The sequence below is a fragment of the Nostoc sp. genome (genome assembly GCF_036916655.1).
GTDB lineage: Bacteria > Cyanobacteriota > Cyanobacteriia > Cyanobacteriales > Nostocaceae > Nostoc.
The window spans coordinates 26,733-39,700 of sequence record NZ_JBALFY010000048.1; the positions used below are offsets into that span (position 1 = coordinate 26,733).

Consider the following 12,968-nt stretch of genomic DNA (forward strand, 5'->3'; position numbering starts at 1 on the left):
AGCATGAGAGACATTTTAACAACGCCAAATCTAATAAATTTTCTCACAAGTTTAGCAGATGGCGATCTTAACCTAGCAACAGAATTGGTGTGGCTAATTATAGCAACAGCCTTAGCTATGGTTGGCGGTGCGATTGGTGGAATGCTATTAGCTGGTAAAGATATAGGATATCAGCTTTCAGCAATGCTTGGTGCATTATTTGCCCCTGCGGGTGTAATTCCTGCCATCTTCTTAGGGCTTGTTGCTTTAAATTTCTTGACAAATTATTAGGAGAAAATATGTTAGAGCTAGGATGGTTATCTGCCAAGCTATTTTTTAAAGGAAAGCTAATACGCAATCCAATATTTTTTGTCAAGCAAACTACTATTGGTATTGCCGTAGGTTTCTTACTGCTAGTATTACTTGCACAAGCCCCCATTCCCTTCTACTTCCCAATCATCTTATCTAGTTTAGTGACGGGCATGATTATGCCGTTTCTCTTCAAGGATTTTAAAACGAAGTGAATTGTCATTGATAAACAACCAATACCTAATGCCCAATGACAAATGACAAATGACAGATGACAAATCTTGAAGAATTAATTCAGGAAATTAATCGTTTTGAGGCAATTATATCCGAGTGGGATGAAAGCCAACGATGTGTAGCAGTAGGTCTAAAAAGAGCAATTGAAGCTTTGCATAAAGCTGCATTGACTAATTTGATTAAAAATCTAAAACAAGAATCAATGCCAGCTTTGCGCCATGCTGTTGCAGATGAATTAGTGTATGCAGTGCTACTGTATCACGAGTTAGTCAAACCACCAAAACCACCATTAGCACAGCGAATTCAAACAGCCCTCGAAGAAGTTCGCCCAGGTTTAAAAAGCCATGATGGTGATGTAGAATTAGTGGCAATTAAGTCACCAGATACGGTAGAAGTCAAATTAATCGGAACTTGCAGCAGTTGTCCGGCTTCTACCTTGACTTTATCTCAGGGAGTAGAACAGGCAATAAAAAACCATTGTCCCGAAATTACCAAAGTTGTTGCAGTCAATAATAGCCCTGCTGTTAACAACGCTAATTCTAGTTTAATCAGTCCATTCTCTGCAAAAATAACTTGTACTTGGATGAAAGTAGCGACCCTTGATGAAGTTCCTGAATTTAGTGTCGTGGTAGTACAACTTGCTGGTACTTCACTAATTTTACATCGCCAAGGTGCTACAGTAAAATGCTATCGTAATGGTTGCGCTCATCTAGGATCTCCCTTAGAAAAAGGTAAAGTTGAAAATGGTATTATTACCTGCCCTTCTCACGGATTCCAGTACAAATTAGAGACAGGTAAATGCTTAACCGTGCCTGATATTTCGCTTCAGTCGTATCCAGTCAAGGTTAAAGACGATAAGGTTTTTGTAAAACTACAAAAATGATCGTGCGAAGGTAAGATTTCAGCAAATATACTTGGCGATTAGTCAATCATGGCTAATTTGCTTTTTCATTTCAGTAGTTCGCGCATTCACTCTAGTGTTTTGTGCAAGTGAAATGCCCGAATGCTTTCTCAATATCCCTGAATTCATTCTCATTTGTGTAATTCAGGTATTGATTTTAGTGTTTTGAGAAAGTAAAAAGGCATATTACTTTCTCAAAAGGTCATTTGACTTATTCAAACCCCAGTTTGCTTATTCATTTTAGTGTTTTCCGCAAGCAAAATAAGCTTTTACTTATTCAAACTCCAGTTTGCTTACTCATTTTGGTGTTTTCCGCAAGCAAAATGAGCTTTTACTTACTCATTTTAGTGTTTTCCGCAAGCAAAATAAGCTTTTACTTTCTCAAACCCCAGTTTGCTTTCTCATTTCAGTAAATCGCGCACTCATGTCAAAGATTCGCTATGTAGCAAAACTTACTAAAAGCCATATTAATTTTTTTAAGCTTGATTAATACAGAAGTTGATTAGAGGTTTTAACTTAATTTGAAAAAAACATAATGCAAAACCGTTACTGTTGTTACATGCTAATCAAGATTAATGTTTTTAAATAATTATCAGCGTCTATCTGCGGTTCATGGATATCCCAATCATAATTAATCCCATATCACAATTACCGCTAGAAGCAACAGATATTTATCAATATTTACCTCTATCACCTCAAGGTGCAGAGGTAATTTTAGGTAACATTATTGAACCCGAACAATTAGTGATACCTGTAGCACCCAACCCCACAACAATGTTTGGGCCTCGTAGTGCTTGTTTGTTATCAGAAACCGGCCCTTTATGGGTATCAGATACAGGACATCATCGATTATTAGGATGGAAAAAATTACCCACAATAGATAGTCAAGCTGCTGATTGGGTAATTGGACAACCTGATTTTTATCATGAAGGACAAAATGCTAAAAGTACACCGGGAAGTGCAACCTTAAGTGTACCAACAGGGATTTGTGCTTGTGGTGAAGGGTTAGCTGTTGCAGATGCTTGGAATCATCGAGTTTTAATTTGGAAAAACTTACCAGAAGATAACAACGTTCCAGCAGATTTAGTCTTAGGACAAGCTAATTTTATCGATAATGAACCAAATCGGGGAAGTCAACAAGCATCCGCCAGTACAATGCACTGGCCCTATGGTGTTTTCTATCATCAAGGACAGCTATTTATTGCCGATACTGGTAATCGCAGGGTATTAATTTGGCATCAATTACCAACAGAAAATGGTCAGCCTGCTGATGTAGTTTTGGGACAACCAGATATGATATCTCGCAATGAAAACGGCGGTGCTTCTGCAACCGCAGCGAGTATGCGTTGGTGTCACGACATCACCCTTTGGGGAGAAAATTTGGTTGTCAGCGATGCAGGTAATCATCGAGTGATGATTTGGCAGGGAATACCAACAGAAAATAACACCCCTTGTGCAGTGGTTTTAGGACAAAAAAGCTTTGATTTTGTGGAAATGAATCAAGGAGTTTATTTGCCAAGCGCTAGTAGTTTGAGTATGCCTTATGGTGTTGGGGTGGCTGGAGATTGGTTAGTAGTTGCAGATACAGCTAATTCTCGGTTGCTAGGATGGAGAAAACTAGAATCAATTTTATCACTGCAAGGTGCAGTGGCAGATGGGTTAGCAGGACAAAGAAATTTTCAAAATAAAGGTGAAAATCGTAATTTCGGACTACCTAAACGAGATAGCTTAAATTGGTGTTACGGGATAAAAATTTGCGGTAATACAGCAGTGATAGCTGATTCTGGAAATAACCGAATTTTGCTGTGGCACTTTAACTATGCCGACTGAAGAAATTAGAGTTCGCGGTACTGTTCAAGGAGTAGGATTTCGCCCTACTGTCTATCGTCTGGCTAAAGCCTGTGGTTTGCGTGGAGATGTCTGTAATGATGGACAAGGCGTATTAATTCGCGTATCTGGTAGTGAAGAAGCAATAACAGAATTTCTTGCCAGATTGCAAACAGAATGTCCACCTTTGGCAAGAATTAATCAACTAACAAGAATTCTTTCTGAAAGTGAAGTAAAATTTGATAATTTCGTGATTTCTAATAGCGTCAATAACGCTATTAAAACAGAAATTACCCCTGATGCAGCCACTTGTTTGCAATGTCAACAAGAAATATTCGACCCCTTTAGCCGCTTTTTTCGTTACCCCTTTACTAATTGCACTCATTGCGGCCCCCGCCTGAGTATTATTCGTGCCATTCCTTATGACAGATGCAATACCAGTATGTCTGCGTTTGCCGTATGTTCAGAATGTGGAAAGGAATACCACGATGTTGAAAATCGCCGTTTTCACGCCCAACCTGTCGCTTGTCATGTTTGCGGCCCCACAGCTTGGTTAGAACGCGCTGATGGTAAATCGGTTACTGCTTCCATGTTCTCTATGTTGGATGATGTTGATGCCGTTTGTAGCTTGTTGCAAAAAGGTGAGATTGTGGCAATTAAGGGCTTAGGTGGTATTCATCTAGCTTGCGATGCAACACAGGAAACCGTTGTACAAAAACTGCGTCAGCGAAAAAAGCGCTATCATAAACCCTTTGCTTTAATGGCGCGGGATATTGAAATAATTGAACAATATTGTATTGTCAACGCCAAAGAAAAAGAATTATTAACAAGTTCTGCTGCACCAATTGTTTTATTGCAGGCTTCAGATACAAAACAATTAGCATCGTCAGTTGCATCAGGGCAAAATACCCTTGGCTTCATGCTTCCTTATACGCCCCTGCATCATTTAATTCTGCGGCGGATGAATCGCCCAATTGTTTTAACAAGTGGCAATCTTGCTGATGAACCACAATGTATTGATAATAACGAGGCAAGAGAAAAATTAGGCACAATTGCTGATTATTTTCTCTTTCACAATCGAGATATTATTAATCGGGTAGATGATTCTGTTGTGCGTGTTCTTGGTGATAAAGTTCAAACAATTCGCCGTGCCAGAGGATATGCACCAGCATCAATTAGTTTACCACCAGGATTTCAAAATGTACCGCCAATTTTAGCAATGGGTAGTGAGTTAAAAAATACCTTTTGCCTATTGCGTGAAGGAGAAGCGATTCTCTCTCAACATCTAGGAGATTTAGAAAATGCTGCGGCTTTCAATACTTATCAAGACACTTTAAATTTATACTTAAATTTATTTGAGCATCAACCAGAAATAATTGCCATTGATAAACACCCTGAATATCTCTCAAGCAAACTTGGTAAAGAACTTGCGGAAACAAATCAAATCAAAGTTTATCCAGTTCAACATCATCATGCCCATATCGCCGCTTGCATGGCAGAAAATGAAATTCCTTTAGATTCACCTCCAATATTAGGCATTGCTTTAGATGGTTTAGGTTACGGTGATGATGGTACACTCTGGGGTGGAGAATTTCTTTTAGCAGATTACCGGAAATTTAAACGCCTAGCAACATTTAAACCAGTAGCAATGCTTGGTGGCGAACAAGCAATTTATCAGCCTTGGCGTAATACTTATGCCCAATTATTAGCTGCTAACCTTTGGGATGATTGCGAACAAAAATATGCTGAGTTAGAAATATTTAAGTTTTTGAAAAACAAGCCACTTAAACTACTCAATCAACTTATAGAGAAAGGAATTAACTCTCCTCCAGCTTCATCAGTGGGGCGATTGTTCGATGCAGTGGCAGCGGCTATCGGTATTTATAGAGATGAATGTAGCTATGAAGGACAAGCTGCGATCGCAATGGAAGCTATAGTAGATGTTAGCAGCTTAAATAATGATAAAGAAACGCTAATATATCCTTTTAGTTTTAGCTTTTCAGATAGTATTTACTGTATAGACTCACGCCCAATGTGGCAAGCCTTACTCCATGACTTGCAACAGCAGATTCCCCAACCAGTTATAGCTGCCAAATTCCACAAAGGTTTAGCAAATGCGATTATGGAAATGGTTAAGCATCTTTGTGAAGAAAATCTGATTAATCAGGTAGCTTTAACAGGAGGAGTCTTTCAAAATTGTATATTGTTACAGCAAGTTACCAAACAATTACAAACATTGGGAATAAAAGTACTCACTCACAGCTTAGTTCCAGCTAACGACGGCGGCTTATCTTTAGGACAAGCAGTTATTACAGCCGCACAATTAATACATGATTGTTGATATTTGACAATCTTTTTCTCACCAGTAATTCTCTCTGTATTCTCCGCGCCTCTGTGGTTATTTAATCTTCAAAAATAATCTTCAAAAATAACAAAATGTGTTTAGGAATCCCCGGACAAATTGTAGAAATTACCAACGCTAACCATAAATTAGCCATAGTTGACATTGGTGGTGTTAAGCGCGAAGTAAATATTGCTTGTATTGTCGATGAACAACATCCCCCCGAAGGTTGTATTGGCGATTGGGTGTTAGTACATGTTGGCTTCGCCATGAATAGAATTAACGAACAAGAAGCAGCAGAAACATTACAACTCTTCCAAGAATTAGCAGCAGCACAAGCAGGAATTAGTACTTAATTTAACAAACCGCAGAGGGCACAGAGAGAAGAAAGAAATACCCATATTGAGATAAAACCTACTATTTCCCAATCCTTATGAAATATGTTGACGAATTCCGCGAACCGGAAAAAGCTGAAGCTATATGCCGTGAAATCACCAAATTAAGCTACCAGTTAGAAAAACCCATCAAAATCATGGAAATATGTGGCGGACATACCCATTCCATTTTTAAATATGGTATTGAAGAAATATTACCCCAAACCATCGAACTAATTCATGGGCCTGGTTGTCCAGTATGCGTGATGCCAAAAGGCAGATTAGATGATGCGATCGCAATCTCCCAAAATCATAACGTCATTTTTGCCACCTTTGGCGACGCAATGCGAGTTCCTGGTTCCAACACCACATTACTGCAAGCCAGGGCACAAGGCGCAGACATCCGTATGGTGTACTCTCCCTTAGATAGCCTGCAAATTGCCAGAGATAACCCCGACAAAGAAGTAGTCTTCTTCGCATTAGGCTTTGAAACCACAGCCCCCAGCACCGCCTTCACCATCCTGCAAGCCGCAGCCGAAAAAATTCCTAACTTTAGTATGTTTTCCAATCACGTCCTCGTGATTCCCGCCCTCAAAGCACTACTAGATAATCCCGACTTACAACTGGATGGATTTGTTGGCCCTGGCCATGTCAGCATGGTAATTGGCACCGACCCATATCAATTTATTTCTCAACAATATAATAAGCCGATAGTCGTCTCAGGATTTGAACCCTTAGATATTCTCCAATCAATTTGGATGCTATTGCAACAGCTAGTAGAAAATCGTTGCGAAGTTGAAAACCAATATAATCGAATTGTCCAAAAATCTGGAAACACAGTAGCGCTACAAGCCATAAATAAAGTTTTCGCCATCCGAGATAGTTTTGATTGGCGAGGCTTGGGTGACATCCCCTATTCAGGATTAAAAATTCAACCTGAATATGCCCAATTTGATGCCGAACTTAAATTTACCATTCCTAACCTCAAAGTAGCCGACCATAAAGCTTGTAAATGTGGAGAAATTCTCAAAGGAGTCTTAAAACCTTGGGAGTGTAAAGTATTTGGTACAGCTTGCACACCAGAAACACCAATCGGTACTTGCATGGTATCTTCCGAAGGCGCTTGTGCAGCCTATTACAAATACGGGCGACTCTCCACAATTGCCAAAAGAACAATCACCCAAAAACTAAAAATAACTCAAGAACCTCTCCCCGCCTGCGGCTTCTCCTCAGACTAAATACTCAGCGTACCTCTGCACTTCTCTCTGCGTTCCTTTGCGTTTAAAAAAAAGTTTAATATGAATTTTCCCCCCACAAACCCAATCCAAAATCCCCTATTTCAAAAAATAGAACAAGTCCGCCGCCGCAAAAGTAAAGTGCAAGACACTCATATCACACTCGCACATGGCAGCGGTGGTAAAGCCATGCGCGATTTAATAGATGATATCTTTGTCAGCAATTTTGATAACCCAATTCTCTCACAACTAGAAGACCAAGCCAGCTTCAACCTAACCCCTCTCCTCCAACAAGGAGACAGACTCGCATTTACCACAGACTCTTATGTTGTAGACCCCTTATTTTTCCCCGGTAGTGATATAGGAGAATTAGCTGTAAACGGCACAGTTAATGATTTAGCTGTTAGCGGTGCTAAACCTTTATATCTAACTTGCAGCGTAATTTTAGAAGAAGGATTACCCGTCGAAATCTTACGCCGTGTCGCAAACAGTATGAAAGCAGCCGCAGAAAAAGCTGGTGTTCAAATTGTCACTGGTGACACAAAAGTTGTACATCGAGGTGCTGCTGATAAACTCTTTATTAATACTGCGGGTATTGGCATCATCCCACGAGGAATTAATATTTCCACCAACAATATTAAACCTGGAGATGCAGTCATAATTAATGGTGAAATAGGCAATCATGGGACAGCAATTTTAATTGCCCGTGGCGAGTTAGCCTTAGAAACTAATATTGAAAGTGACTGTCAACCATTGCATAGTTTAGTAGAAACTATTCTCCATGTATGTCCCCAAGTTCATGCTATGCGAGATGCCACACGCGGAGGTTTAGCCACAGTACTAAATGAATTTGCCCTCAGTTCCGATGTGGGAATTCGCCTCTTTGAAGAATCTATTCCAGTACGGGAAGAAGTCAACGGAGTTTGCGAAATTCTCGGTTTAGACCCATTGTATTTAGCTAATGAAGGTAAATTAGTTGTAGTAGCTGCAAAAGAGAATGCTAACAATATTTTATCTGCAATGAAATCCCACCCAGCAGGCAAAGATGCTTGCATTATTGGCGAAGTTATTACCTCACCCCCAGGTATCGTACTATTAAAAACAGCTTTTGGTGCTGAAAGGATTGTTGATATGTTAGTAGGCGAACAACTACCACGAATTTGTTAATTTTTGATAGATTTTATAGTATGCACGAACTTGGAATTACTCAAAATATTGTGGCAATTGTGACTGAGAATGCCAAAGGTGCAAAAGTGCAGCGAGTTTTATTAGAAATCGGTAAACTTTCAGCAATTATGCCCGATGCTATCCGATTTTGTTTTGATATTTGCACTCAAGGTACAGTTTTAGCAGGGGCAAAATTAGAGATTGTAGAAATCCCCGGTTTAGCAAAGTGTCGCCAATGTGGTGCAGAAATTTCTGTAGATAAACCTTATGGTATCTGTAACTGTGGTAGCGTGCAATTAGATTTAATTACTGGTGAAGAACTGAACATTAAAGAAATAGAAATCGAGGAATTATGTGTGTAACATGCGGTTGTTCTGATGATGGTGAAGCTAAAATTACAAATTTAGAAACAGATAAAGCGGAACATAGTCATACTCACACTCTACCAGATGGAACTGTCATCACTCACTCCCATAGTCATGATACTCATATAGAAGCACCTCAAATTCATGCCAAAATACATAACACAATCATATCCTTAGAACAGGATATATTAGCAAAAAATAACCTACTAGCTGCCCAAAATCGGGGATGGTTTAAAGGTCGAAATATTCTCGCTTTAAATTTAATGAGTTCTCCCGGTGCTGGCAAAACAACTCTTTTGACTCGCACAATCAATGACTTAAAGCAGCAATTATCTATTAGTGTCATTGAAGGCGACCAAGAAACTGCTAACGATGCCAAAAAAATTAAAGAAACAGGTTCTAAAGTCATCCAAATCAACACTGGAACAGGCTGTCATTTAGATGCCTCAATGATAGAAAGAGGTTTACAACAACTAAATCCACCACTGAATTCAGTTGTGATGATTGAAAATGTCGGAAATTTAGTTTGTCCAGCCTTATTCGATTTGGGAGAACAGGCAAAAGTAGTAATTCTCTCAGTCACGGAAGGAGAAGATAAGCCGCTAAAATACCCGCATATCTTCCGCGCTAGTGATGTAATGATTCTCACAAAAATTGATTTGCTACCTTATGTAAATTTTGATGTGAAAAAGTGCATAGAATATGCTACGCAGGTGAATCCCCAAATTAAGATTTTTCAGGTTTCTGCCACTACTGGTGTAGGTTTAGATAATTGGTATAAATGGGTAACTAAGAATTAAGACAAGAAACGCGATGAATCGCCGCCAAGACAAAAGACTGATTATTGTAGAGACGGTGATTTATCGCGTCTTTTTGATGATTTATCGTAAATGAAATGTCTTGAATTTTGAATAGTCATCTTGACAATGAAAAAATTACACCCGAAACTAAAAAATAATTTCCGGGTGTAAATTTGTTCGCTTCAAATTATGAACTTGTCAGACTAATTTCTCGAAAATTCTAGATCAGCTGGATATCCACACTAACTGCGAAATTAGCAGGCTTATTCTCAAGAGTCGCAAATTGAGTTCCTTGGAATAACAACGCACCAGTAGCGTCATTGTAGCTGAAAGCACTAACATCAGTAACACCAAATCCGATTCTAGAAATCTGAATCTTGTCACCTTCCACCCGACTGAAGTCCTTGATAATGTCAAGTCCTTCAAGTTTAGAATTGAAGACAAACTGATCGGCACCAACACCACCAGTCAGAATATCATTGCCAACTCCGCCAACCAGAAGATCGTTGCCAGCACCAGCAATCAGCTGGTCATTACCAGCGCCACCAGTGAGGATATCATTGCCAGCAGCACCACGCAAGACATCGACGTATTGTGAACCGGTGAGTTCAAATCGCTCAATATTGCTGTAGCTGAGTAAAGAACTTCCATTCAAGCGGCTGAAGATGGCATTCTGTGCATTAAATCCGACATCAACACCAGCCCCATTGCTCAACTGGCTGTAATCTGCAACTAGAGTATCAGTGCCAGCACCACCATCGACAATACCATCTGTGTCAGTGATTCTGTCGTTGCCATCGCCACCGTTGAGCGTATCATAGCCAGCACCACCAAAAAGCAAGTCATCACTAGCGCCGCCATTGAAGATGTCATTGCCAGTACCACCACGCAGGACATCGGCGTATTGTGTGCCTGTAATTTCAAATCGCTCAATATTGCTGTAGTTGAGTACAGGATTTCCAGTAAAGCGGCTGTAGATGGCATTTTGACCCTGGTATGCCACATCAATACCAGCACCATTGCTGAACTGGCTGTAGTCTGCAACTAGAGTATCAGTACCAGCACCACCATCGACAATACCATCTGTATCACTTATTCTGTCGTTGCCATCGCCACCGTTGAGCGTATCATAGCCAGCACCACCAAAAAGCAGGTCATCACCAGCACCACCATTGAGAATATCATTGCCAGCAGTACCACGCAGAACATCGGCGTATTGTGAACCAGTAATTTCAAATCTCTCAATATTGCTGTAGCTGAGTAAAGAATTTCCATTCAAGCGGCTGAAGATGGCATTCTGTCCATTAAATCCGACATCAACACCAGCCCCATTATTCAACTGGCTATAATCTGCAACGAGAGTATCAGTACCAGCACCACCATCAACAATACCATCTGTATCAGATATTCTGTCGTTGCCATCGCCACCGTTGAGCGTATCATAGCCAGCACTACCAATCAGCACGTCATCACCAGCGCCACCATTGAGAATATCATTGCCAGCAGTACCACGCAGGACATCGGTGTATTGTGTGCCTGTAATTTCAAATCGCTCAACATTGCTGTAGTTGAGTACTGGGTTCCCAGTAAAGCGGCTGAAGATAGAATTTCTACCCTGGTATGCCACTTCAATACCAGCCCCATTATTCAACTGGCTGTAGTCTGCAACTAGAGTATCAGTGCCAGCACCACCATCGACAATACCATCTGTGTCAGTTATTCTGTCGTTGCCATCACCACCGTTGAGCGTATCATAGCCAGCAGCACCAAAAATCAGGTCATCACCAGCACCGCCATTGAGAATATCATTGCCAGCAGCACCACGCAGGACATCGGCGTATTGTGTGCCTGTAATTTCAAATCGCTCAATATTACTGTAGTTGAGTACCGGATTTCCGGTAAAGCGGCTGTAGATGGCATTTTGACCCTGGTATGCCACATCAATACCAGCCCCATTATTCAACTGGCTGTAATCTGCAACTAGAGTATCAGTGCCATCGCCACCGTTGAGGGTATCATTTCCAGCACTACTAATCAGCACGTCATCACCAGCACCGCCATTAAGGATGTCATTGCCAGCAGAACCACGCAGGACATCAGTGTATTGTGTGCCTGTAATTTCAAATCGCTCAATATTGCTGTAATTGAGTACCGGATTGCCAGTAAAGCGGCTGAAGATAGAATTTCTACCCTGGTATGCCACTTCAATACCAGCCCCATTATTCAACTGGCTGTAATCTGCAACTAGAGTATCAGTGCCAGCACCACCATCGACAATACCATCTGTGTCAGTGATTCTGTCGTTGCCATCGCCACCGTTGAGCGTATCATAGCCAGCACCACCAAAAAGCAAGTCATCACTAGCGCCGCCATTGAAGATGTCATTGCCAGTACCACCACGCAGGACATCGGCGTATTGTGTGCCTGTAATTTCAAATCGCTCAATATTGCTGTAGTTGAGTACCGGATTTCCGGTAAAGCGGCTGTAGATGGCATTTTGACCCTGGTATGCCACATCAATACCAGCCCCATTATTCAACTGGCTGTAATCTGCAACTAGAGTATCAGTGCCAGCGCCACCATCAACAATACCATCTGTGTCAGTGATTCTGTCGTTGTCATCGCCACCGTTGAGCGTATCATAGCCAGCACCACCAAAAAGCAGGTCATCACCAGCACCACCATTAAGGATGTCATTGCCAGCATTACCACGCAGGACATCGGCGTATTGTGAACCAGTAATTTCAAATCTCTCAATGTTGCTGTAGCTGAGTAAAGAATTTCCATTCAAGCGGCTGAAGATGGCATTCTGTCCATTAAATCCGACATCAACACCAGCCCCATTATTCAACTGGCTGTAATCTGCAATTAGAGTATCAGTACCAGCACCACCATCAACAATACCATCTGTGTCAGATATTCTGTCGTTGCCATCGCCGCCATACAAGCTATCAAAGCCGATTCCACCATATAGGTTATCGTTACCAGTTCCGCCGTCTAGGATGTCGTTACCAGCTCCACCAAGTAGGTTGTCATTACCTTCATCGCCATAAATTGTGTCGTTCTGAGATTTACCCGCTAGGTAATCATCGCCTCCTTTTCCTGAAAGTAACCAAGGTTGTCCGTCTTCGTCAGCGATAAAAGTGTTGTTAGAATTATCACCAGTGTATGTTCCCATTTGAATTTCTCCTTAATTGTTGAAAATAATGTTTTCGATGAAGCGATCAGCTTCGTTTTAAGTTGGGAAATATCCTGTTTTTTGGGTGCTTTACCCTTTCGTTTTTCAGGACTCCTTTACTTTAGGTTTGTTGTTCGATCGCGTCGATGAGGATAAGTTATGAAAAATTAAGGAGATAATTAAGTCGAATTCTTCTAAAAAATTAAGGTTGAAGAAGAGGACAAGTAGATAATTGGTCTTTGAAGACGCGATAAATCG

At 40.8% G+C, this 12,968-nt stretch carries 11 protein-coding genes; 10 read left to right on the forward strand and 1 reads right to left on the reverse strand.

What is annotated here, in order from left to right:
- Nucleotides 1–3 precede the first annotated feature (3 nt).
- From V7L31_RS12755 to hypB, 10 genes are all read left to right on the forward strand, one after another.
- Nucleotides 4–270, forward strand: coding sequence for a hypothetical protein (locus V7L31_RS12755; RefSeq protein WP_334696556.1), 267 nt, complete (start codon nt 4–6; stop codon nt 268–270).
- A gap of 8 nt (nt 271–278) precedes the next feature.
- Nucleotides 279–503, forward strand: coding sequence for a hypothetical protein (locus tag V7L31_RS12760; RefSeq protein ID WP_334696557.1), 225 nt, complete (start codon nt 279–281; stop codon nt 501–503).
- Between the two features lie 56 nt (nt 504–559).
- The gene (locus V7L31_RS12765; protein ID WP_334696558.1) at nt 560–1,405 is read left to right on the forward strand and encodes a NifU family protein; all 846 of its coding nucleotides are present in this window, start codon (nt 560–562) and stop codon (nt 1,403–1,405) included.
- A 630-nt stretch (nt 1,406–2,035) separates the two neighbouring features.
- Nucleotides 2,036–3,253 carry a hypothetical protein gene (locus tag V7L31_RS12770; protein ID WP_334696559.1) on the forward strand — a complete coding sequence of 406 codons (1,218 nt, stop codon included), beginning with the start codon at nt 2,036–2,038 and terminating at the stop codon, nt 3,251–3,253.
- Nucleotides 3,243–5,591, forward strand: a complete 2,349-nt coding sequence (gene hypF, locus V7L31_RS12775; protein ID WP_334696560.1) for a carbamoyltransferase HypF — start codon at nt 3,243–3,245, stop codon at nt 5,589–5,591. Before V7L31_RS12770 ends, hypF begins: the two co-directional genes overlap by 11 nt.
- A gap of 95 nt (nt 5,592–5,686) precedes the next feature.
- A complete protein-coding gene (locus V7L31_RS12780) occupies nt 5,687–5,947 on the forward strand; it encodes a HypC/HybG/HupF family hydrogenase formation chaperone (protein ID WP_334696561.1) in 261 nt (86 codons plus the stop codon).
- 77 nt (nt 5,948–6,024) lie between these two features.
- Nucleotides 6,025–7,203: a hydrogenase formation protein HypD gene (gene hypD, locus V7L31_RS12785; RefSeq protein WP_334696562.1), complete on the forward strand. Its 1,179-nt coding sequence runs from the start codon at nt 6,025–6,027 to the stop codon at nt 7,201–7,203.
- Nucleotides 7,204–7,263: 60 nt separating this feature from the next.
- Entirely contained in the window at nt 7,264–8,367 is a 1,104-nt protein-coding gene (gene hypE / locus V7L31_RS12790) for a hydrogenase expression/formation protein HypE (RefSeq protein ID WP_334696563.1), read from the forward strand.
- Between the two features lie 20 nt (nt 8,368–8,387).
- Nucleotides 8,388–8,729: a hydrogenase maturation nickel metallochaperone HypA gene (gene hypA, locus V7L31_RS12795; RefSeq protein WP_334696564.1), complete on the forward strand. Its 342-nt coding sequence runs from the start codon at nt 8,388–8,390 to the stop codon at nt 8,727–8,729.
- Complete coding sequence (hypB, locus tag V7L31_RS12800; RefSeq protein ID WP_334696565.1) at nt 8,720–9,532, forward strand: hydrogenase nickel incorporation protein HypB; 813 nt, start codon at nt 8,720–8,722, stop codon at nt 9,530–9,532. Before hypA ends, hypB begins: the two co-directional genes overlap by 10 nt.
- 220 nt (nt 9,533–9,752) lie before the next feature.
- Here hypB and V7L31_RS12805 read toward each other — a convergent pair whose 3' ends face one another.
- Nucleotides 9,753–12,710, reverse strand: a complete 2,958-nt coding sequence (locus tag V7L31_RS12805; RefSeq protein ID WP_334696566.1) for a beta strand repeat-containing protein — start codon at nt 12,708–12,710, stop codon at nt 9,753–9,755.
- Between the last annotated feature and the right edge of the window lie 258 nt (nt 12,711–12,968).

Excerpts from the sequence above, each read along its gene's own strand:
- V7L31_RS12755 (WP_334696556.1), top strand. The coding sequence starts at position 4 with ATGAGAGACATTTTAACAACGCCAAATCTAATAAATTTTCTCACAAGT.
- V7L31_RS12760 (WP_334696557.1), top strand. The coding sequence starts at position 279 with ATGTTAGAGCTAGGATGGTTATCTGCCAAGCTATTTTTTAAAGGAAAG.
- V7L31_RS12765 (WP_334696558.1), top strand. The coding sequence starts at position 560 with ATGACAAATCTTGAAGAATTAATTCAGGAAATTAATCGTTTTGAGGCA.
- V7L31_RS12770 (WP_334696559.1), top strand. The coding sequence starts at position 2,036 with ATGGATATCCCAATCATAATTAATCCCATATCACAATTACCGCTAGAA.
- hypF (WP_334696560.1), top strand. The coding sequence starts at position 3,243 with ATGCCGACTGAAGAAATTAGAGTTCGCGGTACTGTTCAAGGAGTAGGA.
- V7L31_RS12780 (WP_334696561.1), top strand. The coding sequence starts at position 5,687 with ATGTGTTTAGGAATCCCCGGACAAATTGTAGAAATTACCAACGCTAAC.
- hypD (WP_334696562.1), top strand. The coding sequence starts at position 6,025 with ATGAAATATGTTGACGAATTCCGCGAACCGGAAAAAGCTGAAGCTATA.
- hypE (WP_334696563.1), top strand. The coding sequence starts at position 7,264 with ATGAATTTTCCCCCCACAAACCCAATCCAAAATCCCCTATTTCAAAAA.
- hypA (WP_334696564.1), top strand. The coding sequence starts at position 8,388 with ATGCACGAACTTGGAATTACTCAAAATATTGTGGCAATTGTGACTGAG.
- hypB (WP_334696565.1), top strand. The coding sequence starts at position 8,720 with ATGTGTGTAACATGCGGTTGTTCTGATGATGGTGAAGCTAAAATTACA.
- V7L31_RS12805 (WP_334696566.1), bottom strand. The coding sequence starts at position 12,710 with ATGGGAACATACACTGGTGATAATTCTAACAACACTTTTATCGCTGAC.